The sequence below is a fragment of the Variovorax sp. 10N420 genome (genome assembly GCF_056394705.1).
This window is the reverse complement of the sequence record NZ_JBFTIJ010000018.1, coordinates 14303-38204: the sequence shown is the minus strand read 5'-3', so window position 1 is coordinate 38204 and position 23902 is coordinate 14303. Positions and strand designations below refer to the sequence as shown.

Sequence of the window (23902 nt, the reverse complement as noted above, 5' to 3'; positions counted from 1 at the left end):
ATTCAATGCAGATCGATCACCTCATCAACGGCAAGCCGGTCGGCGGCCGCGACTATTTCCAGACCGTGAATCCAGCGACACAGGAAGTGCTGGCCGAAGTCGCCTCGGGCGGTGAAGCCGAAGTGAACGCCGCGGTCGCAGCCGCCAAGGAAGCCTTTCCGAAGTGGGCCGGCATGCCTGCGCCAGAGCGCGCAAAACTGATCCGCAAGCTCGGCGACCTGATCGCCAAAAACGTGCCGGAAATCGCCCAGACCGAGACCAATGATTGCGGCCAAGTCATTGCGCAGACCGGCAAGCAACTGGTGCCACGCGCAGCCGACAACTTCTATTACTTCGCGGAGATGTGCACGCGCGTCGACGGCCACACCTACCCGACGCCGACGCATCTGAACTACACGCTCTTTCATCCGGTGGGCGTCTGCGCACTGATCTCTCCATGGAACGTGCCCTTCATGACGGCAACGTGGAAGGTTGCGCCTTGCCTCGCCTTCGGCAACACGGCCGTGCTCAAGATGAGCGAACTCTCGCCGCTCACGGCTGCGCGTCTCGGCGAACTCGCACTCGAAGCGGGCATCCCCGCGGGCGTGTTGAATCTCGTGCACGGTTACGGCAAGGAAGCCGGCGAGCCGCTGGTGGCGCATCCGGACGTGCGGGCGATTTCATTCACGGGGTCGACAGCGACGGGCAACCGCATCGTCAAGAGTGCGGGCCTCAAGAAGTTCAGCATGGAACTCGGCGGCAAGAGCCCCTTCGTGATCTTCGACGACGCCGATCTTGATCGGGCGCTCGACGCCGCGGTGTTCATGATCTTCAGCAACAACGGCGAGCGTTGCACGGCGGGTTCGCGCATTCTGGTGCAGCAGTCGATCTACGCCGACTTCGTCGCGAAGTTCGTCGAGCGCGGCAAGCGCATTTCGGTGGGTGATCCGTTGGACGAAAAGACCATCGTCGGCCCCATGATTTCGCAGGCGCATCTCGCCAAGGTGCGCAGCTACATCGAGCTCGGCCCGAAGGAAGGCGCGACGCTGATGTGCGGTGGCCTCGGCGCGCCCGAATTGCCGGACCGCGTCAAGCGCGGCAACTACGTGCTGCCCACCGTGTTCGCCGATGTCGACAACCGCATGAAGATCGCACAGGACGAGATCTTCGGACCGGTCGCCTGCCTCATTCCGTTCAAGGACGAAGCCGACGCGATCCGGCTGGCCAACGATATCCAGTACGGCCTGTCGAGCTATGTGTGGACCGAGAACATCGGCCGCGCGCATCGCGTTGCCGCTGCGGTCGAGGCCGGCATGTGCTTTGTCAACAGCCAGAACGTTCGCGACCTGCGCCAGCCCTTCGGCGGCACCAAGGCTTCAGGCACCGGGCGCGAAGGCGGCACGTGGAGCTATGAGGTTTTCTGCGAGCCGAAGAACGTCGCGGTCTCGCTCGGCTCGCATCACATCCCGCATTGGGGTGTGGCATGAACGGATCGCGCCGCACGCTGGTGCAGGGTATCGCGGCAGTCGCGGCCCTGCCCTCGCTCGCGTTTGCGCAGGCATGGCCCGCAAAGCCTGTTCGGATCGTGGTGCCCTTCACGCCCGGCGGGACGACCGATTTCGTTACCCGGCTGGTGGGCCTCGAACTTGCCAAGTCGCTCGGTCAGCCGGTGATCGTCGAGAACAAGCCCGGCGCCGGCACGGTGATCGGCGTCGATGCAGTTGCCAAGTCGCAGCCCGACGGCTACAGCTTCGTCTGCGTGGCGAACAGCTTCGCGGCAAACCAGACGCTGTTGAAAAAACTGCCCTACGACACGCTGAAAGACCTCCGTCCTGTCGCGCTGATGGGCATGTCCGAGCACGTGCTCGCGACCCATCCGAACAGCGGCATCAAGACACTCGCCGACCTGCGCACGCAGGCCAAGGCAAAGCCTGGCACGCTGAGCTTTGCGTCATTCGGAAACGGCACTTCAGCGCATCTTTCGGGCGAGATGCTCAAGATGCAGATGGGCCTGGACATCGTCCATGTGCCCTACAAAGGCCAGGGCCCTGCGTTGTCGGATTTGCTCGGCGGGCAGGTGACGATGATGTTCGGCAACTGGCCCGAGTTCCGCAGCCACATCCAGGCCGGCAAGCTGGTCGCGCTGGGCATGGCAACAGCAAAGCGCTCGCAATATGCGCCCGACATTCCCACGTTGGCCGAACAGGGCGTGCCGATCGAATCCAACTCATGGAATGGACTGCTGGCGCCTGCGGGCACGCCCGATGCGGTCGTGCGGCGCGTGAACGACGAAGTCAATCGCGCGCTCGCAGGGCCGGTGGTGACCGAGGCATTCCACAAAGGCGGCATTGCGTCGCTATCGGGCTCGCCCGACCAGTTCGCGGCATTCATCCGCGCAGAGGTTGCAAAGTACGGCGACGTGATCCGCAAGGCCGGCATCGAAGTCGAAGGCTGAAACAGGAGAGCGCAATGAGCCTCTACGCCATGCAGAAATTCTTGTTTGCACTGAATCGCGAACCCGAGGTGCAGCGCCTGTACGCGGAAGGCGGCCCAGCGCGGGCCACCCTCCTCGACGGCTACGACCTGAACGCCGAGGAGCGCCAGGCCATCGATGCCGGCGACATCGGCAAGCTCTACGTCCTCGGCTGCAATGGACAACTGCTGATGCACTTCGCTCCGCTGCTCGGGATGCCGTGGGCCGACTACATCGCGGCGATGCGCGAGGGCGTTCTCAAGTACGGTCCGGTCCGCGCAGGCATCTACGCGATGACAACTTCGCACGACGAGAAAGTGGCTGGCGTATGAGTCTTGTCTTTGCTGGCGTGTGCAGTCACGCCCCAGGTATCACGGGCCGCGCGCACCTGGCGGATGCGGCGATCAAGGATGAATTCCATGCGCAGTTCCGCCGGATGGGCGAAGCGCTGCATGCGACAAAGCCCGACGCGGTGATCGTGATCGCGGCCGAGCACTTCGCCAACTTCTTCATGAACAACATGCCGGCCTATGCGATCGGCATGGCCGACAGCTACGAAGGCCCCATCGAGGATCCGAAGTGGCTCGGCATCGAGAAGACGAAGATTCCTGGCGACGCGGCGCTGTCTCAGCGGCTGATCCGCGAGGTGATGCAGACGGTCGACGTGGCTTACGCAGAAGAATGGAAATTCGACCACGGCATCATCGTGCCGCTCCACTTCCTGACGCCGAAGTTCGACACGAAGGTGATTCCCGTGAACATCAACTGCCAGGGTCCGCCGCTCACACCGCTGCACCGCGCATGGGCCTTCGGCGAAGCACTGCGCCGAGCGTGCGACAAGGCGCCCGAGCGCATCGCGATCATCGGCACCGGCGGTATTTCGCACTGGCCGGCAACGCCCGACTCGGGAAAGGTCAACGCCGAATGGGACGCCGAGTTCATGCGCCGCTGGTGCGCCAACGACCGCGAGGCGCTGCTGTCGCAGGACGACTACAACGACGAGGCCACCTACCGCGAAGCGGGCCAGGGCGGCTTCGAGATTCGCACCTTTATCGCCGTGGCGGCTGCCGCGCGCGGAAGGGGCGAGATCTTCCACATGAAGGCGATTCCGATCTTCGCGGTGACCTGCACGGCTGCCGTGATGTCGATTGCGCCTTCGATTGCGACTTCGATTGAATAGACGGGACAAAGCCATGCCGCATACCGTGATCCAGTACACCGCCAACCTCGAGGCTGACGCCGACATCAGCGGCCTCTGCCGCTCACTTGCCGCCGTGCTTGTCGCGCAAAAGGACCAGGAGGGAAAAAAGATCTTCCCGACCGGCGGCACGCGCGTGTTGGCCTATCCGGCGCACCACTATTCGGTCGCGGATGGCGAAGACGACTACGCCTTCGTCTACATCAACGTGCGCATCGCGCAGGGCCGCAGCGACGAAGCCAAGACCAAGGCCGGCGATGCACTGATGGCCGCCACCCGCAAACACTTCGAGACGATCTTCGACAAGCGGCACATCGGCATCACGCTCAACATCGACGAGAGCCCCGGCCAGGTCTATGACGCCAAGCACAGCAACCTGCATCCGCTTTTCAACAGATAAACAAACAACAGGCCTACCCGGTCGCCAGCCACATGCTCGCTCAAGACGTCATCCAGCAACTCGCCGCCGAACTCCATGAAAGCGAGAAGTCGCGCGTGCAGGTCGAGCACTTTTCGAAGCGCTTTCCGCAGATGAGCATCGAAGATGGCTATGCGATCTCGCGCGAGTGGGTCAAGGCGAAGATCGCCGAAGGCCGCATCGTCAAGGGCCACAAGATCGGCCTGACTTCGCGCGCGATGCAGCAAGCCAGCCAGATCACCGAGCCCGACTACGGCACGCTGCTGGACGACATGTTCTTCGAGCAGGGCGACATTCCGTTCAAGCGCTTCATTGCGCCGCGCGTCGAGGTCGAACTGGCCTTTGTGCTGGGCAAGCGGCTGAAGGGCCCGAACGTGACGATCTGCGACGTGCTCGCCGCCACCGAATACGTCGTGCCGGCCATCGAGATCATCGATGCGCGCATCGAGCAGCTCGACCGCCACACGAAAGCCATGCGCAAGGTCTTCGACACCATTGCCGACAACGCGGCCAACGCCGGCATCGTGACGGGCGGCCGGCCGGTCAAGCCCGACGCGGTGGACTTGCGCTGGGTGAGCGCGCTGCTCTACAAGAACGGCGTGATCGAGGAATCCGGTGTGGCCGCGGCCGTGCTCAACCACCCCGCCACCGGCGTTGCGTGGCTTGCCAACAAGCTCGCGCCGTGGGACGAATGCCTTGAAGCCGGCGAGGTCGTGCTCGGCGGTTCGTTCACGCGGCCGACCACGGCCTTGGCCGGCGACACTTTCCACGCCGACTACGGCCCACTCGGCTCCATCGCCTTTCGCTTCATCTGAAAGCTCGACATGCAAACACCCCCGAATCTCTTCAAGCAAGCCCTCATCGAGAAGCGCGCTCAGATCGGCCTCTGGCTCGGCCTTGCCGATGCCTACAGCGCAGAGATCTGTGCGGGCGCCGGTTTCGATTGGCTGCTGATCGATGGCGAGCATTCGCCCAATGGCCTGCAGAGCATCCTGCAGCAGGCGCAGGCGATCGCCGCCTATCCGGGCGTCAACGCCATTGCGCGCGTGCCGCTGGGCCATGGCGAATCCGGCACGGCGCTGATCAAGCAGTACCTCGACCTCGGCGTGCAGACGCTGCTGGTGCCGATGGTCGACACGGCCGAGCAGGCGAAGGCGATCGTCCGCGCAATGCGCTACCCGCCCCTCGGCATCCGCGGCATGGGCGGTGCGCGCGCATCGGGCTGGGGGCGCTTTCCGAGCTATGCAAAGGACGCCAACGACCGCGTCTGCCTGCTGGTGCAGGCTGAATCGCGCGAGGCGCTGGCTAACCTGGATGCGATTGCGGCAGTCGACGGTGTGGACGGCGTCTTCATCGGCCCGGCCGACCTGTCGGCGTCAATGGGCTTCGTCGGCAACGCGGGCCATGCCGAAGTGCAGGCCGCGATCGAAGACGCCATTGCACGCATCGGCCGCGCGGGCAAGGCTGCCGGCATCCTGACGCCGGACGAGACGCAAGCCCGCAAGTACCTGGAGCTGGGTGCGCTCTTCGTCGCGGTGGGCCTCGACACCAACCTGCTGGTGCGCACCACCACCGCACTCGCGGCTCGCTTCAAAGGCGATGCCAAGGCGACGCTGGCGGTCGGCGGCACCTACTGAAGGGAAGCGATCATGAACACGCGAATCGACACGCCGTTGTCTGTCCCTCACCATTTGGAGATGCATCCGGACGAGCGCGCCGCAAGGCTCGAACTCGCTGCCTGCTACCGCGTCTTCGCGATGCTCGGTTGGACGGAGATGATCTACAACCACATCACCGTGCGGCTGCCCGACAGCGTGACCGGCGGCGAGAAGCAGTTTCTGATCAATCCGTTCGGCCTGCACTACAGCGAGGTGACCGCAAGCAATCTCGTCAAGATCGACCTGCAGGGCAAGGTGCTCGACGGCTCGGCGTATCCGGTGAACCCTGCCGGCTTCACGGTGCATGCCGCGATCCATGACGGGTTGCCCGACGCGCACTGCGTGATGCACACGCACACGACGGCAGGAGTTGCTGTCGCGTGTTTGCAAAGCGGACTGCAGCAGACCAATTTCTATACGGCCCAACTGCACGGCATGGTCGCGTACCACGACTTCGAGGGCATCACGATCCACGCCGATGAAGGCCCGCGACTGCTCAAGAGCATCGGCAACCGCAACGCCGTCATCCTGCGCAATCATGGCTTGCTGGCGTGGGGGCGGACGCTGCCGCAGACGTTTGCGATCCTCTGGACCTTGCAGCGTGCCTGCGAGATCCAGATGGCGACACTCTCGATGGGCGCCGCGATCCCTGTGTCTGAAGACGTCGCGCAAAAATGCACGCGCGATGCACTGCAGTTCAACCCGAACCACGGTGCGGGCAAGGACGTCTTCGATGCGCTGGTCCGGCAGGTCGACCGTATCGATGGTTCGTACAAGAACTGACCCGAACCTGAACTCGAATCCGAACCGGAGCCCGAACTCGATCATGAAAGTCTGCATTTATGGCGCCGGCGCAATCGGCGGCTGGATGGGAGTCAAGCTCGCGCAGGCGGGCTGTGAACTCGACGTCGTCGCGCGCGGCGCAACGCTCGATGTGCTGAAGCGTGATGGCCTGTCGCTGGTGAGCGGCGATTCGCGCGTCTCGGTGCCGGTCAATGCAAGCGATGACCCCGGCAAGCTCGGCATTCAGCAACTGGTGGTGGTCGCGGTGAAAGCGCCGGCGCTGCCTGCTGTTGCAGAAAAGATCGCACCGCTGCTCGGGCCGGAGACCATCGTTCTCACCGCCATGAACGGCGTGCCGTGGTGGTTCCTGCAAGGGGGCTTTGGCGGCAGCGTGGCCGGCGGCCAGTTGCAGGCGGTCGATCCGGGCGGAAAGATCGACGCCGCCATTCCCGCCAAGCACGTGCTCGGCTGCGTGGTGCACGCGAGTTGCTCACTCGATGCGCCCGGCGTGGTCAGACACCACTTTGGCAACGGCCTCATCGTCGGAGAGCCTTCGGGTGAGGCCACACCGCGAGCGGAGGCGCTGCGCGATCTGCTGGTGCGCGCGGGCATCGACACCAAGCTCTCGCCGCAGATCCAGAAAGACGTCTGGTACAAGCTGTGGGGCAACATGACGGTCAACCCGATCAGTCTCCTGACCGGCGCCACCACCGACCTGATCCTCGGCGACGACCTGGTGCGTGGCTTCATCTCCACGATCATGCTGGAGGCCCGCGAGATCGGCGCGCGCATCGGCGTGCCCATCGCAGAGAGCCCCGAAGACCGGCATGCCGTGACACGCAAGCTCGGCGCATTCAAGACTTCGATGCTGCAGGACGTGGAAGCGCGCCGAGCGGTGGAGCTCGACGCGCTGGTGTCGGCGGTGCGCGAACTCGGGCAACTGGCGGGGGTGCAGACGCCGTTCACCGATGCGCTGCTGGGGCTCGCGCGTTTGCGGGCGCGGCAGTTGGGCCTTTACTGATCCAGCGGCCCCTGACTAATACTTGTCAGGCCGACTCACCGTCTCAAGGCAATGGACGAAGTATTCCGCCGCGGGCGTCAGCGGCACATCGGCGCGCGTGAGGATCAATAGTTCGATGTCGCTCGGGCTGAAGATCCCATTCCGGATAGCGACAATGCCAGCGGCATCGCTGTGCCCCAACACCGGCGCGGGCATGATGCTCACGGCGTCGGTGCTGCGCAGTAGCGCCACGGTCGACATGGCCTCGCACACGGCCACATGCGTCGGCGGCGCCACGCCGGCGAGGCTGAACATCGCTTCGACGCGGGGCTGCTGACCGTTGCCGATAGGCTGCGTCAATACCCATTCGCAAGCAGCCAGCGCTCGCGCGGTGGGATGCTCCAGGAGCGGATGCGCCTCGCGTACCACGATGCGTTGCGGCGCCCGGAAGACCCGGCGGATCCGGAACTCGTCGCCCTGCATCTCGCCCACGTCGGCCGCCACGGCTGCAATGTCCAACGTGCCTTCTCGCAAGCGCGGCAGTACCCGCGTCATCAGTCCTTCGATGACCTGCAGCTGGACATTGGAATAGCGCTGCCGAAACCAGCCGAATGCCTGACCCAGCCCGCTCGACGTCAGAAACGGCGTGATGCCCACGCGCAGCGTGCCGAAATCCTCGCCGGCGGCTTGGCGCAACTCCTCGCGCGCGAGTGCGGTCTGCCTCGTGATGACTCGGGCGCGCTGCAGCAGCCGACTGCCAGCGGCGGTGAGCGCGATGCCACGCGACTGCCGCAACAACAGTGGCAAGGCGGCTTCATCTTCAAGCAGCCGCATGGACTTGGTGACGGCAGCCTGTGAGAGATTCAGCGCCCGTGCGGCGGCGCGGATGCTGCCATGCTCCACAACGGCGACAAGGCACTCGAGTTGACCCAATTTCATTGGAACGACAACCTCCGGTTAGTTCACAAGTCAATTCCGACGGGAAATTGTGCAGTCATTCCAACTGCGCAATGCATCGAGACAGGTGTGAATTCAGGCGCTCAGTGCATCACCACCCTCTTTTGCCAGTCTGGAGTCCCCACAGACAACAAGCGGTGGTCATGAACAGAATTAGTTGCCTTTTGGTTTTCTGACGGCCTGCATAGCATCGTCTTATCAATCACCGACCTGGATCGAGCCCGATGTCCGCCGCCCTTCTTCTCGAACGCATGCACGTGCAGGCCCCTGAATTCGTGGCCTTGCGGCGCGACATTCACCGACATCCTGAACTGGGGCTCGCAGAGCACCGCACCTCCGCCTTGATCGCCGAGCGGCTGCAGGCCTGGGGCTACGAAGTGCATCGCGGACTGGCCATCACCGGTGTCGTCGGCACCTTGCGCCGCGGAACGGGCCGCCTGCGGCTCGGTCTGCGGGCTGACATGGATGCGCTGCCGCTGCAGGAGGAGTCGGGGCTCGATTGGGCCAGCACGCACGCGGGCGTCATGCACGCCTGCGGCCATGACGGCCACACTGCAATGCTGCTGGCCGCAGCATGGCAACTGGCCAACGAGGGCGACTTCGACGGCACGCTGAACCTCATCTTTCAGCCGGCGGAGGAACACCCCGGCGGCGCAAGGCTGATGATCGAGCAGGGCCTGTTCGAACGCTTTCCGTGTGACGCCATCTTCGCCATGCACAACATGCCGGGCGTCGCGCAGGGAACACTCGTCTTTCGCGACGGCGCGACCATGGCCTCGTCGGACGACGTGACCATCACCGTGCGCGGCAACGGCGGGCATGGCGCCATGCCGCATCTGGCGGCCGATCCGGTGGTGGCGGCATCGAGCATCGTGATGGCCTTGCAAACAGTGGTCTCGCGCAACGTCGATCCGCAACAGACCGCCATCGTCTCCGTCGGAGCGATCCATGGCGGCCAGGCCAACAACGTCATACCTCAGGAAGTCACGATGGAGATCGGCGTGCGTGCGCTCGACGCGGCGGTGCGCGATCGGCTCGAGGCGCGCATTCGGGCGCTGGCGGTCGATCAGGCGCGCAGCTACGGCTGCGAGGCGCAGGTGAACTACAAGCGCGACTATCCGGTGCTCGTCAATACACCGGCCGAGACAGCATTCGCGCGCAGTGTGGCACTGGAACTCGTGGGCCCCGAACGGGTGGTGCAGCAGGGCCCGGCTGCCAACGGCAGCGAGGACTTCGCGATCATGCTGGAGCACTGCCCCGGCAGCTATCTGATGATCGGCAATGGCAATGGCGACAGCAAAGGCGGCTGTTCCGTTCACAACCCCGGCTACGACTTCAACGACGACAACGTAGCCGTGGGCGCCGCCTACTGGGTGCTGCTCGCGCGCCGCTTCCTGAGCGCGCGCCATGGCGGATTGCACTCCCCTTCTTCCTCACGCGCCGTTTGAACCTAGGAGCCGCCCATGTCCTTCGGTACCGCCACGATCGATGCCACGATGCCCTCCAACGACTCCGACCCGCAGCGCGCCGCACACACCGGCAAGATGCCGCGCAGCGTCATCGCCGCCACGGTCGCGGGCAATGCGCTGGAGTTCTACGATTTCGTCACCTATGCGTTCTTCGCCGTCTACATCGGCAGGGCCTTCTTTCCCGCCTCTACGCCGACGGGGAGTCTTCTTTTGTCCGTCGCGGTCTTCGGCGTGGGCTTCTTCGCACGGCCGATCGGCGGAGTGCTGATCGGCGCGTTCGCCGACCGTGCGGGCCGCAAGCCCGCGATGCTGCTGACGATCGCGCTCATCACCGTCGGCACGATGGGTCTTGCGCTCACGCCTTCGTATGCCAGCATCGGCCTCGCCGCGCCCGTGATCGTGGTGGTCTGCCGCCTGGTCCAGGGCCTGGCACTGGGCGGGGAAGTGGGTCCTGCGAGCGCCTTCCTCATCGAGGCCGCGCCCGACGGCCGGCGCGGCCTGTACGCCAGCTGGCAACTCGCGAGCCAGGGCCTGGCTGCGGGCGTGGCGGGCGTGATGGGCCTGGCAATGACGACCCTCCTCACGCCCGTTCAGATGGGTGACTGGGGCTGGCGCGTGCCCTTCCTGGTCGGCCTGCTGCTGGTGCCGGTGGCGGTCTATCTGCGTCGGCGCATGCCCGAGACGCTGCACCGCGAATCCCGGCCGCGCGGCATCGATACCGCCGTCCGAGGCGGACGGGCGCGCTGGCGCGGCCTCATCGCCATTGCCGTGCTGGTGATGGTCGGAGGCACCGTCTCCACCTACGTGCTCAACTTCATGACGACCTACGCCATCACGACTCTGAAGATGTCGCCCGGCATCGCGCTCAGCGCGACGGTGGTGGGGGGCTTCGTCACTGCCGGCTTCGCGCTGGTGGGCGGCTGGCTGGCAGACCGCCATGGCCGCCGCAGCACGATGCTGTGGCCGCGCGTGCTTACCGTGGTGCTCGCGGTGCCGGCCTTCATGCTGCTCACCACCCATCCCGGCGTCGGCATGCTGTTGGCCGTGTCCAGCGTGCTTTCCGCGCTCACCGCCATCAGCGGCGCGGCGTCGATGACCGCCATTCCCGAACTTCTTCCGGCCAGCTTCCGCGCCACCGGACTCGCCATTGCCTACGCGGTCGGCGTGTCCCTGTTCGGCGGAACCACGCAGTTCATCATCACGTGGCTCATTGGCGCGACGGGCAATCCGGTGGCGCCGGCCTGGTACATGGCGGGTGCCAGCGTCGTGAGCGCACTCGCCATGCTGGCGTTGCCCGAGAGCCGCGGCCGCAAGCTGGAACAAGACTGACATCCCAGGAGCCTTTCCCATGAACCTCGAAGCCTGGCGCCTGAGCGCCACCGAACTCGCCGGCCGCATCCGGCGGAAGGAAATCTCTGCACTGGAAGCGACCGACAGCGTGCTGGCGCGCATCGCGGGCACCAACCCCGTCGTCAACGCCCTCACCGAGGTACTGCACGACAGCGCCCGCACGGCAGCGCGCGAGGCCGACGCGGCGCAGGCGCGCGGCGAGACGCTCGGGCCACTGCATGGCGTTCCGCTCACCATCAAGATCAACGTCGATGTGGCGGGCAGTACCGGCAGCGGCGGCATCACCGCGCTGAAGGATTTCCGGCCCGAGATCGACGCGCCGCTCGTGAACAATCTCAGGCGTGCCGGCGGCATCATCGTCGGTCGTTCGAACACACCCTCGTTTTCGCTGCGCTGGTTCACCGACAACGAGGCCCATGGCCGCACGCTCAATCCGTGGGATCCGGCCGTGACGCCCGGCGGCTCCAGCGGCGGGGCCGCGGCGGCGGTCGCGCTGGGCATGGGGCCCATCGCACATGGCAACGACTACGGAGGCTCCATCCGCTACCCCGCATGGGCCTGCGGCGTGGTGGGCCTGCGCCCCACGGCCGGGCGGGTGCCGGCCTTCAATGCCAGCGCCAAGGATGACCGCATCGTCACCAACCAGCTAATGTCGGTGCAGGGACCGCTCACGCGCACCGTCGCCGACGCGCGGCTGGCATTCGAGGTCATGGCGCAAGGCGACGCGCGCGATCCGCTCTGGGTGCCGGCACCGCTGGCCTACCCTGACAGTGCCCGGCCGGTGCGAGTGGCGCTGTTCAAGCAGCAGGCGGGCGCGAAGGCTGATGCCAGCGTGGTGCGCGCCCTGGAACAGGCCGCGCAATCGCTGGCCGACGCCGGCTACCGGGTGGAAGAAGCAGCCCCGCCCTGCGTCGAAGAAGCAGCCCGTCTGTGGCGCTCGATGCTCAACGACGACCTGCGCCGCGGTGGGCGCCCGGCGATCGAAGCCATGGGAGATGCGGCCGTGCGCAATGCATTGCGCTTCCAGATGGGCGACCTCGAATCGATGGACCGGGACGCGTATCTCTCGACGTTCCAGCACCGCCTGAGCATTGCGCGTGCATGGTCGCTGTTCTTCGCCGATTACCCGATTCTCTTGATGCCGGTGTCCTGGGAGCGGCAGTTTCCCATCGACGACGATCAGCGATCGCAATCCCGCTATGAGGAGATGCTCGAGGCCCAGGCGCCTTTGCTGAGCACCGCGGCGCTGGGCCTGCCGGGCCTGTGCGTTCCTACAGGGCTTGCCGATGGCCTGCCGGCCGGCGTGCAGATCGTCAGCACGCGCTACCGCGAAGATTTGGCGCTGGCCGCTGGCGAAGTCATCGAACGCGCAGCCGCCTTCTCGGCGCTGGAGCATCTCGCCCCGCGCTGATTCGCTCTCGACTCCCTGCCCCCCAAGCTGCCGCCGCCGCAAAACCGGAGGGGCACGCCTGATCGCCTGCCTTCTTCATGGTCCTCGACAATCTCGACCGCCGACTCATCGCGCTGCTGCGCCGAGACGCGCGCACGCCCCTCGCAACGCTCGCTTCGAAGCTGGACACGTCGCGCGGCACGGTCGCCAATCGCCTGCGCAAACTCGAAGACGAAGGCGTCGTGACCGGCTACACCATCAGCCTTCGCCCGGACGCCGAGCCGCATCGCATCCGGGCGTGGATGGGCATCCGTGTCGAGGGCAACCAGGCCCGAAGCGTGATCGCCACCTTGATCGGCGAACCTGGCGTGAGCGCACTGCACGACACCAATGGCCGTTGGGACATGCTGGCCGAACTCAGCGCCGGATCGATGTCCGAGCTCTCGGACCTGCTCGAACGAATCCGGCTGGCCAGAGGTATCGCGCACAGCGAGACCAACATCCTGCTGGCCACTTACCGCTAGCCAACAAGGTGGCAATCCGCGCTGCCACTGTGGCAGCACATCGCGCAGAGCGCAGCAGTCTGCAGCCTTCGGATTGACCCCTTCCGTTGGGAAACTACTTTTCAGACAGGAATCTTTTCAACCCTTCTGGAGGTACCCATGCAGCACACGAGTTCCCGCTATCCGACCATCACCTATCTCAGCGCGCCCGAGATGATCCGCCTTGTGCAGCAGCTCGGCGTCCCGGCATGCATCGCTGGCGTGGCCGAGCGCATCGAACGCGAGTTTTTGCGCTGGAACGAATTCGACAAGAGCGCACGCACGGCCTGCCATTCGCCCGTGGGCACCATCGAGCTCATGCCAATTGCCGATGCCGAGCAATACGCCTTCAAGTACGTCAACGGGCACCCTGGCAACTACCGCCTCGGGCTTCCGACGGTGATCGCCTTCGGCGTGCTCGCCGACGTCCACACCGGCGCGCCGCGCCTCTTGAGCGAATTGACGCTGACGACGGCTGTTCGCACGGCGGCGATGTCCGCCGTCGCCGCGCGCGCACTTGCCAGAAAGGACAGCCGCCGCATGGCCCTCATTGGCAATGGCGCGCAAAGCGAATTCCAGGCGCTCGCCTTCCGCGACCTCGTGGGCATTCGGGAGCTTCATCTGTACGACGTGGATCGCGCCGCCAGCGAGAAGCTGGCGTCGAACCTGCGCGGCCAGGGCCTGCAAGTGCGCATCTTCGACAGCACCGCGCATGCTGTGCGCGGGGTCGACGTCGTGACCACGGTGACCGCCGACAAGACGAACGCGACCATCCTCACTTCAGAAATGGTCGAGCCAGGCATGCACATCAATGCGGTGGGTGGCGACTGCCCCGGCAAGACCGAACTGGCGCGCGGCGTGGTCGCAGCCGCGAGCGTCTTTGTCGAGTTCGAACCGCAATCGCGTATCGAGGGCGAAATCCAGCAAATGCCTGCGGACTTCGCGGTGACCGAGCTCTGGCGCGTGCTGGCCGGCGTAGTTCCGGGACGCGTCGACGAGAAGCAGCTCACGCTTTTCGATTCGGTCGGCTTTGCGCTGGAGGATTTCGCGGCGCTGGCCTTCATGCGCGAGCAGGCGTTGGCGCTCGGCATGGGAGAGCGGATCGAACTGCTGCCCGAGCCAAGGAATCCGAAGGATCTGTTCGGGTTGTTGCGCGCGCCCGCCCAAGTCACGGCACACGCGAGCGCACCGGGGCAGCTTGCGTGACCCCGGTGCTGCACCCATGCGAGGGCAATGGCGTATGGCCATTCGCATGGCTATCCGTCACTGGCAGCTGAAGCTCTCCGCCTTCTCGACATCCCCCGTGCCCTTGTAGCGCGCAACCTTCGGGTATGCGCAAAGCGGACGAGTACGGTCTGGCGCCCAGCTTGCAGGAACGTCGGCGTTCACCCCACCCGCATTGCCCGCGCCGCGAGCGGATGCGACCACTGAATCGGCGGCCTGGCCCTTCTCGACCCAGTTGACGAGCGGCGTGAGCATGTCGAACTGGTCGGTTGCGGGACCGCCGCTGCAATGGTTCATGCCCGGGACGCGATAGAAGCGCGCGAAGTTCGAAGCATCTCCCGAGTTGGCTGCGGCGAGCTGGTCGTACCAATGCTGGGTGTCGTCGCTCGAGAAGATGGGATCGCTGGTGCCGTGATAGGCCATCACCTTGGCGCCGCGCTTCTTGAGCCGGCTCAGGTCCGCGGGATTCGGCGGCGTCATGAATGACAGCGAGTTCTCGGTGTAGAGCGCGCTGGTCGCGGTGATCTTCGCGAGGATGGTGTCGATGCTGGTGGTGAGCGTGAAGTTCGGGCCATTGAAGCCTGCTTGCGTTTCCGGCGGAACCTGCCAGATGAAACCCACGGCACCCGAATCGAGGTTCAGCGAGCTGTTGAACTTCCACGAGGCCCAGCCGTTCGTGTTCACCCCCGAATCGAACGGAAAGCTCGAATAGAACTTCTGCCCGTTCCCATCGAGCGCGCCCGCGAAGAGCTGGCCAATGCGCTGCTTCTGGTCCGCGCTCAGGCAAGTGCCGTCGCGGGTACCGCTGCAGGTGGGGACGTCGCGATTCAGGTTGAAAGCGGCCTGGCAGGCGCCGGTGTCCTGGACCAGCCCGTCGGTCGAGCCGTCGAGCGCATCGCATTTGGCCAACACGGCATTGGAAACCAGCGTGCGTTCGGCTTGCGTGAAGCCGGTGCCCAAATCGCCGGGCGTGGTCGCCAGGGCGTTGTAGTTTTGCGCACCGACGATGTTGGCCGACGCCGCGAGCGGAAGCCGGAAGCCCGGGTCGCCGACGAGGAAGCCGTCGTAGTCGTCCGGATAGCGCGACATGGCGACCATCGTGTGCCGCCCGCCATTGGAGCAGCCGCCAAAGTACGACCGGTCCGGACCTTTGCCGTAGGCCGACGCGATCAGCGCCTTCGCCATCGGCGTGAGCTTTGCGACGGCCTGATAGCCGTAGTCCAGCCGTGCTTGCGGGTCGATGCCGAAGAACGGTGTCGGCGCCTGATGGCCGGCATCCGAACTGATGACGGCGAAGCCCATGTTCAAGGCGTTGTTCAAGCCGCCGCCTCCGTTGATAGCGCCGGTTGCGGTGGCAACGCTGCCGTCCACGCCGCCATTGGCCTGATAGAAGAAGCGCCCATTCCAGTTCTGCGGAAAGCGCATCTCGAAGCCGATCGCGTAGTTCTGTCCGTCGACCGAACTGGTGCGCGCGTACATGCTGCCGCGCACCTGGCAATGGGCGTCGATCGGTTTGCCAGCGACCTTCAGCGTTCCGGCGGCAATCGAGTTCGCGGCGGTGATGGTCGTGTTCGCAAAGCTGAAGCCGGCGAGCGCGGCGCAGTTGCCAAGCGTTGCGCCAGTGGCCACGCCGAGGACCGGCAAGGTTTCGACCGGCGTCGAGTTTCCGGTGTTGGTGTTGGTGTTGGTGTTGGTGTTGCCGGTGCTCGTATTGCCGGAGCCGTTGCCGGCCGTGGTGCCGCTTCCCGTCGTCGTCCCGCCCGCAGGCGAAACCAGAGAGGAGATACCACCGCCACTGCCGCCGCCGCCGCAAGCGGTCAACAGAGAGGCGGCAACGATGGCCGAAAGCGATACAGAGGTCTTCAAGAATGTCTCCTTTGACGCATGCTGACGGCGCCATTTAGTTAGTCTATTTAACTATATTTGGCAATCAGTCATGGTTTTCCACTACAGAGTGTACGAAAGACTGGCGCCTCAAATCCCCATGAAGTTCAGTCACTGAATCAATACGAGTCGCGCGACAATGCCGGCGATGCCCAAGAACAGAAGCACTCCGCAGGACGCCACGCCGGCCGGCCGGCTGGTCGAAGCCTCATTGCACCTCGTGCTCGGCTACCAGCTCGCGCAGGCGTCGATCGTCACCAATGCGGTTTTTGCGGGTCGCATCGGAGCCTCATTCGATCTGCGCCCAGTCGAATACACGGTGCTCAGCCTGATCCATGAAAACCCCGATGTCTCGGCCGCGCGGCTGGCCAAGGCGCTCGCGGTAACGGCGCCCAACATCACTGCATGGATCGAGAGACTTGAGCGCCGGGGCTTGATCCAGCGCACGCCGCACGCAACCGATCGTCGGGCTCAGTACCTGCGGACCACGCCGGAGGGCGCGGCGCTCGCCGGCCAGGCCACCCGATCCGTGCTCGAGGGCGAGCACGAAGCGCTAGGCAATCTTTCAGTGGCCGAGCGCATGATGCTGATCGAACTGCTGCACAAGGTGGCGATGTCGCGCGGCGCCGCCGCGGAAGCGCACCGGGCGCCGACCTGAAGAGTCTCTGAATTGGCCGGTCGGTCAGTCGACCACGACCGGCACGCGCGGAGCGATCGCGCACATGAGCTCATAGCCCACGGTATGGCCGGCCTGCGCGACCTCGTCGATCGACAACATCGCCCCGCCCGAGGCGCGGCCCCACAAGGTGACTTCGCTGCCGAAGGCCGCTGCGGGCACGGGCGTGAGGTCGATGGTCGCCATGTCCATGCTGACGCGTCCCACCATCCGGGTGCGCACGCCATTGACCAACACCGGCGTGCCGGTGCCGCAATGACGCGGATAGCCGTCGCCATAGCCGACCGCCGCCACGCCGATGCGCATCGGGCCTTCGGCTGTGAACCTGGAACCGTACCCCACGCTGTCGCCGGCCTCCAGCGTCTGCACAGAAATGAGTTCAGTCGACAAGGTCATCGTCGGCTGCAACTGCCAGTGCTCAATGTCGTGCTCGGGAAAATCCGGCGCACTGCCGTACAGCATGATGCCGGCGCGGACCCAATCGGCGCGTGTGCTGGGCGCATGGCGGAGGGTGGCGGCGCTGTTGGCGATCGAACGCTCGCCGGGCAGGTCCCGCGTGGCGCGCTCGAAGGCCTCCATCTGGTGGCCGATGCCGCGCTCGGCGTCCGCGTCGCTGAAGTGCGTTATCAGCGATATCTCGTCCACCTGCGGCAGCGCGTTCAGGCGCGTCCATGCCGAACGGAAGCGATCCGGCGGGAAGCCCAGGCGATTCATGCCTGAATTCATCTTCAGGAAGACCCGGTGCGGCACCTGTGTCTTGTGGGCCGCGAGCCAGTCGATCTGCGCATCGCAATGCACCACGTGCCAGAGGTCGAGCCTGGAACAAAGCTCGAGATCGCGCGCATCGAAGACGCCTTCGAGCAGCAGCACCGGGCCTCGCCAGCCCAAGGCACGCACGCGCTCGGCCTCCGCCAGATCGAGCAGCGCAAACCCGTCGGCGCCGCGAAACGCCTCGAAGACACGCTCGATGCCGTGTCCGTAGGCGTTGGCTTTGACGACGGCCCAGACGCGCGAGTCGAGCGCCGCACGGCGAGCCCGGTCGAGGTTGTGCTGCAGGGCGGAAAGATGAACAGTGGCAAGGATCGGACGCGGCACGATAAAAACCCTGAAAAAGCAGAAAACACTCACAAAAATGTGCCCGGCGCTACGGGGACATCGCGCCATTTTGACATCGCACCCCCATGCTATAACCGCGCAGCCGCCGCTGAAGCGGCCCCTCTTCCACTATCGCCGGACCACTTTTGTTACCGGCCAGTCAGCCATCGATGAAGCGCGGTTTCTATACGATCATGTCGGCCCAGTTTTTTTCGTCGCTGGCCGACAACGCGCTCTTTGTCGCTGCCGTCGAACTCATGCGAAGCAGCGGCGCGCCCGAATGGCAGCGCGCCGCACTGGTCCCCATCTTCACCGTCTTCTATGTAGCGCTCGCGCCGCTCGTGGGTGCCTTTGCGGACGCCTTGCCCAAAGGCAAGGTCATGTTCATCAGCAATGCGATCAAGGTGGTCGGCTGCGTGACGATGCTGTTCGGCTCGCATCCGCTTTTTGCCTACGCGATTGTCGGGCTCGGGGCGGCTGCGTACTCGCCGGCCAAGTACGGCATCTTGACTGAGCTTCTTCCGGCTTCGCAGCTGGTGAAGGCCAATGGATGGATCGAAGGCTTGACCATCGCATCGATCATCCTGGGTATCGTGCTCGGCGGTCAGCTGGTGAGCCATGCGCTGGCCAGCCACTTGCTGGCGCTGGACTTCCCCTTCATCGACACCGGCGTCAACACGCCGCCCGAAGCCGCGATCGCGACGCTGATCGTGGTCTACGTGGTGGCCGCATGGTTCAACACCCGCATTCCGGACACCGGGGTCGAGATGCGGCCGCTGCGGGCCAATCCGCAGCATGGCGTCCTGCGCAACATGGCCGCGCTGCTGCCCGACTTCTGGCACTGCAATTCGCGTCTCTGGCGTGACAAGCTCGGCCAGATCTCACTGGCGACCACCACCCTGTTCTGGGGCGCGGGCGGCAATCTCAAGTACATCGTGCTGGCCTGGGCCTCGCTGGCGCTCGGCTACAACACGGCGCAGGCTTCGTCGCTGACGGGTGTGGTGGCCATCGGCACCGCCGTCGGCGCGATCGTCGCTTCGGTGCGCATGCGGCTCGACATGGCGACGCGCGTGATCCCGATGGGCATCGGCATGGGCGTGCTGGTCATCGGCATGAACTTCATCGGCAACATCTGGCTGGCCGTGCCCTTCCTCATCTTGCTGGGCGGCCTGGGCGGCTTTCTGGTGGTGCCCATGAATGCGCTGCTGCAGCATCGCGGCCACAACCTGATGGGCGCCGGCCGTTCGATCGCCGTGCAGAACTTCAACGAGCAGTCCTGCATCCTGGTCCTCGGCGCCTTCTACAGCGCCTGCACGGGCATCGGCATGTCGGCCTATTCGGCCATTACCGCCTTCGGCGTCGTGGTGGCGGGCTTCATGTGGCTGATCAAGCGCTGGCACCAGAACAATCTCCGCCGCTACCCGGAGGAAGTCGAGCACCTCCTCGCCATCGCACGCAGCGACAAGCATCACTGAGCGCGGGTCCGGAACAGCCTTGCCCGCTATTGCGCTGATCTTCAACGCCTTCGTCTGGGGCGTCTCGTGGTTTCCGTTTCGGCAGATCGAAAGCCACGGAGTCCATCCGGTGTGGGCCACCTTCCTGATCTATGCCGCGATCACGGCCGTGATGGCACTGCTGCGTCGCAGCATGTGGCACGCCTTTGCGCGCTTTCCCTCGCTCGTGCTGCTGGGCTTGGCGGCGGGCTTCACCAACGTCGGCTTCAACTGGGCGGTGACCCAGGGCGACGTAGTGCGCGTGGTGCTGCTGTTCTATCTGATGCCGCTGTGGATCGTGCTGCTGGCGTGGATCTTCCTCGGCGAGCGGCCGACGGCATCGGCACTAGCCCGGGTGGCGCTCGCGCTCATCGGCGTGGCAGTGGTGCTCAAGACGCCGGAGACCGACTGGCCGGTGCCCTCCAGCCTGCCTGACTGGCTCGCTGTCGCGGCGGGATTCGGCTTTGCCGTGACCAACATCCTGCTGCGCCGCCTGCGTGCCGCACCGGGCGAGTCGCGCGCGCTGGCCATGTTCGGCGGCTGCGCACTGGCAGCCGGCGTGACGGCCGTTGCAGGCACCATCGTGGGAGCGATGCCGGCGCCTGCGCTCGGCGGTTCCGGCTTGTGGGCCTGGGCGCTGGTGCTGGGCTGCGGATTCGTGTTCGCCAACGTCTGCCTGCAATACGGCGCCGCGCGCCTTGCGGCCAACGCGACCTCGGTGCTCATGCTGTCCGAAGTGCTGTTTGCGAGCGTGTCCTCCGTTGCGCTCGGTGCGGCGACTCTCGACCAGCGGATCTGGATCGGCGGCGCACTCATCGTGCTCGCGGCGGTGTGGTCGGCGTTTGCGCGAAATCCGGTCGCCGACGATGATCGTCCCACTGTTTTCCGGAAGGACATGCCATGACCAGCGTCTATGACTTCGAAGCCCGCCAGATCGACGGCAAGCCGGTGTCGCTCGCAAGCTTCAAGGGCAAGGTACTGCTGATCGTCAACACGGCCAGCCAGTGCGGCTTCACGCCGCAGTTCGCAGGGCTTGAGGCGCTGTACGAGAAATATGCGGCAAAGGGCCTGGCGGTGCTGGGGTTCCCATCCAATCAGTTCGGCCATCAGGACCCGGGCACCAACGAGGAAATTGGCGCCTTCTGCACGAAGAACTACGGCGTGAGCTTTCCGATGATGGAAAAGATCGACGTCAAGGGACCGGACGCGGCGCCGCTCTACAAGTGGCTCGTCAAGGAAGCCCCGGGACTCCTCGGCAGCACGGCCATCAAATGGAACTTCACCAAGTTCCTGATCGGCAAGGACGGGCAAGTGATCCGGCGCTATGCGCCGCTGGACAAGCCCGAGTCGATCACGCGCGACATCGAGGCCGCGCTGGCGGCGTGACGCGCGCAAAGAGCACGTGCGGGGTCAGAACCGAAAATCGGCCGTCTTCGACCCGTTGCCGCCGAGCGTCACGACCTGCGTCTTGGTGACGCCCTCGCTCTCGGCCTCGACGGTATAGCGCCCGGCCGGAAGGTCCACCAGGCAGATGGGCCCGGTGGCGCGCATCGCCAGCGCCGTTGTGCCGCCGGCATCCTTGACCGTCACAGCCACGTCCGCCAGATAGGCACCGTTGGACCGAGCAAACAGCAGCGACAACGGATGGTCTTTCATCGACGCCCGGAGCGCGACGGATTCGTCCGAGCCGACGCCGCCGCACACATATTTCGCGCCACCATCTTCGGTGACGTGAGCGGCGGACTGGGCTTGCACCACCCATGGCACGAGTGCGCACACACATACGGCGGCGCCGCGCGCAAGATTCCGGAAAGAGGCAGCCATCACATCACTCCCGTCATGAACATCCGGGAATGCTCGCGGCACAACGTCTGCGCCAGGGTCGGACCAAACCCCCTGTCGCTGTCCGATCAGGGTGCCGATGCGGGAGCGAGCGCTTCGTCGAGCAGTTCGACCCAATGCCGCACGGGCACTTCGCTGCCGCTTTGCAGATGGGTGATGCACCCGATGTTGGCCGACACGATAGTCGTCGGCTGCAACTGGTTGAGGTGACCGAGCTTTCGGTCGCGCAGCGGATAGGCCAAGTCCGGCTGCAGGACCGAATAGGTGCCCGCCGATCCGCAGCAGAGGTGCGCCTCGGCCTGCGCAACCTGAATGTCGAAACCCAGGATGCGCAGGTTCTTCTCGACCCCGCCGCGCAGCTTCTGCCCGTGCTGCAGCGTGCAGGGCGGGTGGTAGGCGACCACGCCCGATGGCGCACGGACGCGCGGCTTCAATGTCTCGACCATGTCCGGCAGCAGTTCGCTCAAGTCGCGTGTGAGGGCGCTGATGCGTTCAGCCTTTGCCGCGTAGGCCACATCGTCCTTCAGCATGTGGCCGTATTCGCGCACTGTCACGCCGCAGCCCGATGCGTTCATGACGATCGCCTCGACCTCGCCACTGTCGACCTGCGGCCACCACGCGTCGATGTTCGCGCGCATCTGGGCCTTGCCGCCCTCATGGTCGTTGAGGTGAAACTTGACGGCACCGCAGCAACCCGCCGAGGGCGCCACCACCGCCTGGATGCCGGCGGCATCGAGCACGCGCGCCGTCGCGCTGTTGATGTTGGGCGACATCGAAGGCTGCACGCAGCCGGCGAGCATCAGCATCTTGCGCGCGTGGGCGCGCGCAGGCCACGCACCGGCCGGTTGCGGCGCTGGCACCTTGGCCTTGAGCTTGGCAGGCAAGAGGCCGCGCACCGACTGGCCGAGCTTCATCGCAGGCGCGAAGAGCGGTGACGGCAACGCTTCCTTCAGCGTCCAGCGCACGGCGCTTTCGAATGCGGGCCGCGGCACCTTCTCGTCGACGATCTTTCGGCCGATGTCGACCAGATGGCCATACTGCACGCCGCTCGGGCAGGTGGTTTCGCAGTTGCGGCAGGTCAAGCAACGATCGAGGTGCAGTTGCGTGCTGCGCGTCGGGGCCTTGCCTTCGAGCACTTGCTTGATGAGGTAGATGCGCCCGCGCGGCCCGTCGAGTTCGTCGCCGAGCAACTGGTAGGTCGGACAGGTGGCCGTGCAGAAGCCGCAGTGCACGCACTTGCGCAGGATCGCTTCGGCTTCGCGGCCTTCGGGAGTGCCCTGGAATTCGGGTGCGAGTTCGGTTTGCATGCTGGTGCGTGCGTGTACGTGTCAGTGCATGGGGTTGCGCATCAATGCGCGGGATAGAGCCGGCCACGATGGAACACGGCGTGCGGGTCGAACTCCTGCATCAGTGCGCGATGAATGCGCTCGACCGGAGCGCTCAACGCGTCGAACTTGTCGAGCACGCGCTGGCTGTGTGCGTCCGAAGCCCTGAACAACGTCGCATGGCCGCCGGCTGCACGCGCGGCAGCTCGCAGCCGCGGGCGCTGGTCCGGCGGCGCGAGATACCACCGCTGGCCGCCGTGCCATTCGATCAGCGGCGTGCCGTCCACTTGGAGCACTGGCGCGGTCTGCGGCACCGATATCCGCCAGAGGTCGTTCGCACCCTGCGCCGAGGCGAACCACGGATGCGTCTGATCGCGCAGAGAATCCCAGCCGGCGCCCGTGCGTGCGTTGTCCTGTCGCTCACCGCCGAGGTGCACGCACGCGGCCTCCACCGCCGCCGCCGCGCCGCGCAAGCGCAGCGACAACACGCCCGCGCCGTCGCGTTCACGCCAGACGCTGGCGTTCAGCGGCAGCGGACGGCCACCCCATTCGTTCAGCAATCGCATCGCATCGGCCTGGCTGCATTCGAAATCGAGCGTTGCCTCGGCCGGCGCCAGCGGCAGCACCTTCAGGCTTACCTCGGCGATGAGGCCGAGCACGCCCAGCGAACCGGCAAGCACGCGGGAGACGTCGTATCCCGCAACGTTCTTCATGACCTGTCCGCCAAAGGTGAGGACCTCGCCGCGACCATTGACGATCGTGGCGCCGAGCACGTAATCCCGCACCGAGCCGACGCTCGCGCGCGCAGGCCCGCTGAGTCCGGCAGCCACCATGCCGCCCACCGTGCCGCCGGCACCGAAGCGCGGCGGCTCGAAAGGCAGGCACTGGCCTTGCGCCGCCAAAGCGGCTTCGAGCTCGACGAGCGGCGTTCCGGCGCGCGCCGTGACCACCAATTCGCTGGGCTCGTAGCTCGTGATGCCCGCGAGTCCTCCAGTGAGCAGCGGTTCGCCCTGCGGCATCTCGCCGTAGAAGTCCTTGGTTCCGTGGCCGCGGATGCAGAGAAACGTGCCGTCGGCGGCGCTCGCGGCGGCGCGTATGCGCTCGGTGATCGGGCAGAGGGCTGGATCCATGCGGGCGATCGTACCG

General features: G+C 65.5%; 24 protein-coding genes. 18 read left to right on the top strand and 6 right to left on the bottom strand.

The features are described 5' to 3' along the window. Positions 1 to 5 precede the first annotated feature (5 nt). Genes hpaE through AC1DEK_RS27710 form a run of 9 tightly spaced genes read left to right on the top strand, consistent with a single transcriptional unit; the run spans position 6 to position 7530 of the window. Positions 6 to 1466 carry a 5-carboxymethyl-2-hydroxymuconate semialdehyde dehydrogenase gene (gene hpaE, locus AC1DEK_RS27750; RefSeq protein WP_478128536.1) on the top strand — a complete coding sequence of 487 codons (1461 nt, stop codon included), beginning with the start codon at positions 6 to 8 and terminating at the stop codon, positions 1464 to 1466. Next, positions 1463 to 2434 carry a tripartite tricarboxylate transporter substrate binding protein gene (locus tag AC1DEK_RS27745; RefSeq protein WP_478128535.1) on the top strand — a complete coding sequence of 324 codons (972 nt, stop codon included), beginning with the start codon at positions 1463 to 1465 and terminating at the stop codon, positions 2432 to 2434. Before hpaE ends, AC1DEK_RS27745 begins: the two co-directional genes overlap by 4 nt. A gap of 14 nt (positions 2435 to 2448) precedes the next feature. Next, positions 2449 to 2784 (top strand): aromatic ring-opening dioxygenase subunit LigA, encoded by a 336-nt coding sequence (locus tag AC1DEK_RS27740; RefSeq protein WP_478128534.1) that lies wholly within the window; start codon positions 2449 to 2451, stop codon positions 2782 to 2784. Then, a complete protein-coding gene (locus AC1DEK_RS27735; protein ID WP_478128533.1) occupies positions 2781 to 3632 on the top strand; it encodes a DODA-type extradiol aromatic ring-opening family dioxygenase in 852 nt (283 codons plus the stop codon). The genes AC1DEK_RS27740 and AC1DEK_RS27735 overlap by 4 nt, the downstream gene beginning before the upstream one ends. Before the next feature lie 13 nt (positions 3633 to 3645). Further along, complete coding sequence (locus AC1DEK_RS27730; protein WP_478128532.1) at positions 3646 to 4050, top strand: 5-carboxymethyl-2-hydroxymuconate isomerase; 405 nt, start codon at positions 3646 to 3648, stop codon at positions 4048 to 4050. A gap of 32 nt (positions 4051 to 4082) precedes the next feature. Further along, entirely contained in the window at positions 4083 to 4883 is an 801-nt protein-coding gene (gene hpaH / locus AC1DEK_RS27725) for a 2-oxo-hept-4-ene-1,7-dioate hydratase (RefSeq protein ID WP_478128531.1), read from the top strand. Between the two features lie 9 nt (positions 4884 to 4892). Continuing rightward, on the top strand, positions 4893 to 5705 hold the full coding sequence (locus AC1DEK_RS27720) for an aldolase/citrate lyase family protein (RefSeq protein ID WP_478128530.1): 813 nt from the start codon (positions 4893 to 4895) through the stop codon (positions 5703 to 5705). Positions 5706 to 5717: 12 nt separating this feature from the next. Further along, complete coding sequence (locus tag AC1DEK_RS27715; RefSeq protein WP_478128529.1) at positions 5718 to 6509, top strand: class II aldolase/adducin family protein; 792 nt, start codon at positions 5718 to 5720, stop codon at positions 6507 to 6509. Between the two features lie 43 nt (positions 6510 to 6552). Then, the gene (locus AC1DEK_RS27710; protein WP_478128528.1) at positions 6553 to 7530 is read left to right on the top strand and encodes a 2-dehydropantoate 2-reductase; all 978 of its coding nucleotides are present in this window, start codon (positions 6553 to 6555) and stop codon (positions 7528 to 7530) included. A 15-nt stretch (positions 7531 to 7545) separates the two neighbouring features. Here the strand turns inward: AC1DEK_RS27710 and AC1DEK_RS27705 are convergent, their stop codons facing one another. Beyond that, the gene (locus AC1DEK_RS27705; RefSeq protein WP_478128527.1) at positions 7546 to 8448 is read right to left on the bottom strand and encodes a LysR family transcriptional regulator; all 903 of its coding nucleotides are present in this window, start codon (positions 8446 to 8448) and stop codon (positions 7546 to 7548) included. A gap of 242 nt (positions 8449 to 8690) precedes the next feature. Between AC1DEK_RS27705 and AC1DEK_RS27700 the strand changes: the two genes are divergently transcribed. The 5 genes from AC1DEK_RS27700 (at position 8691) to AC1DEK_RS27680 (ending at position 14423) form a co-directional block, all read left to right on the top strand. Next, on the top strand, positions 8691 to 9914 hold the full coding sequence (locus AC1DEK_RS27700; protein ID WP_478128526.1) for a M20 aminoacylase family protein: 1224 nt from the start codon (positions 8691 to 8693) through the stop codon (positions 9912 to 9914). A gap of 15 nt (positions 9915 to 9929) precedes the next feature. After that, positions 9930 to 11264: an MFS transporter gene (locus AC1DEK_RS27695; RefSeq protein WP_478128525.1), complete on the top strand. Its 1335-nt coding sequence runs from the start codon at positions 9930 to 9932 to the stop codon at positions 11262 to 11264. Positions 11265 to 11283: 19 nt separating this feature from the next. Continuing rightward, the gene (locus AC1DEK_RS27690; protein ID WP_478128524.1) at positions 11284 to 12696 is read left to right on the top strand and encodes an amidase family protein; all 1413 of its coding nucleotides are present in this window, start codon (positions 11284 to 11286) and stop codon (positions 12694 to 12696) included. Positions 12697 to 12773: 77 nt separating this feature from the next. Further along, positions 12774 to 13199: an Lrp/AsnC family transcriptional regulator gene (locus tag AC1DEK_RS27685; RefSeq protein ID WP_478128523.1), complete on the top strand. Its 426-nt coding sequence runs from the start codon at positions 12774 to 12776 to the stop codon at positions 13197 to 13199. 138 nt (positions 13200 to 13337) lie between these two features. Continuing rightward, the gene (locus AC1DEK_RS27680; RefSeq protein WP_478128522.1) at positions 13338 to 14423 is read left to right on the top strand and encodes an ornithine cyclodeaminase; all 1086 of its coding nucleotides are present in this window, start codon (positions 13338 to 13340) and stop codon (positions 14421 to 14423) included. Between the two features lie 57 nt (positions 14424 to 14480). On the opposite strand, the gene AC1DEK_RS27675 is transcribed toward AC1DEK_RS27680, so the two are convergent. After that, positions 14481 to 16085 (bottom strand): tannase/feruloyl esterase family alpha/beta hydrolase, encoded by a 1605-nt coding sequence (locus AC1DEK_RS27675; RefSeq protein ID WP_478128580.1) that lies wholly within the window; start codon positions 16083 to 16085, stop codon positions 14481 to 14483. Positions 16086 to 16473: 388 nt separating this feature from the next. Between AC1DEK_RS27675 and AC1DEK_RS27670 the strand changes: the two genes are divergently transcribed. Continuing rightward, the gene (locus AC1DEK_RS27670) at positions 16474 to 16983 is read left to right on the top strand and encodes a MarR family winged helix-turn-helix transcriptional regulator (protein WP_478128521.1); all 510 of its coding nucleotides are present in this window, start codon (positions 16474 to 16476) and stop codon (positions 16981 to 16983) included. Positions 16984 to 17007: 24 nt separating this feature from the next. On the opposite strand, the gene alr is transcribed toward AC1DEK_RS27670, so the two are convergent. Further along, a complete protein-coding gene (gene alr, locus AC1DEK_RS27665; protein ID WP_478128520.1) occupies positions 17008 to 18096 on the bottom strand; it encodes an alanine racemase in 1089 nt (362 codons plus the stop codon). Positions 18097 to 18266: 170 nt separating this feature from the next. Here alr and lplT point away from each other — a divergent pair, with 170 nt between their 5' ends. Genes lplT through AC1DEK_RS27650 form a run of 3 tightly spaced genes read left to right on the top strand, consistent with a single transcriptional unit; the run spans position 18267 to position 20975 of the window. Beyond that, complete coding sequence (gene lplT, locus AC1DEK_RS27660) at positions 18267 to 19571, top strand: lysophospholipid transporter LplT (RefSeq protein ID WP_478128519.1); 1305 nt, start codon at positions 18267 to 18269, stop codon at positions 19569 to 19571. A 19-nt stretch (positions 19572 to 19590) separates the two neighbouring features. Next, positions 19591 to 20493, top strand: a complete 903-nt coding sequence (locus AC1DEK_RS27655; protein WP_478128518.1) for a DMT family transporter — start codon at positions 19591 to 19593, stop codon at positions 20491 to 20493. Next, positions 20490 to 20975, top strand: coding sequence for a glutathione peroxidase (locus AC1DEK_RS27650; protein ID WP_478128517.1), 486 nt, complete (start codon positions 20490 to 20492; stop codon positions 20973 to 20975). Before AC1DEK_RS27655 ends, AC1DEK_RS27650 begins: the two co-directional genes overlap by 4 nt. 24 nt (positions 20976 to 20999) lie before the next feature. On the opposite strand, the gene AC1DEK_RS27645 is transcribed toward AC1DEK_RS27650, so the two are convergent. The 3 genes from AC1DEK_RS27645 to glcE form a co-directional block, all read right to left on the bottom strand. Next, entirely contained in the window at positions 21000 to 21413 is a 414-nt protein-coding gene (locus AC1DEK_RS27645; protein ID WP_478128516.1) for a carboxypeptidase regulatory-like domain-containing protein, read from the bottom strand. 86 nt (positions 21414 to 21499) lie between these two features. After that, positions 21500 to 22738 (bottom strand): glycolate oxidase subunit GlcF, encoded by a 1239-nt coding sequence (gene glcF / locus AC1DEK_RS27640; protein ID WP_478128515.1) that lies wholly within the window; start codon positions 22736 to 22738, stop codon positions 21500 to 21502. Positions 22739 to 22779: 41 nt separating this feature from the next. Next, a complete protein-coding gene (gene glcE / locus AC1DEK_RS27635) occupies positions 22780 to 23886 on the bottom strand; it encodes a glycolate oxidase subunit GlcE (RefSeq protein ID WP_478128514.1) in 1107 nt (368 codons plus the stop codon). Positions 23887 to 23902: the final 16 nt, after the last annotated feature.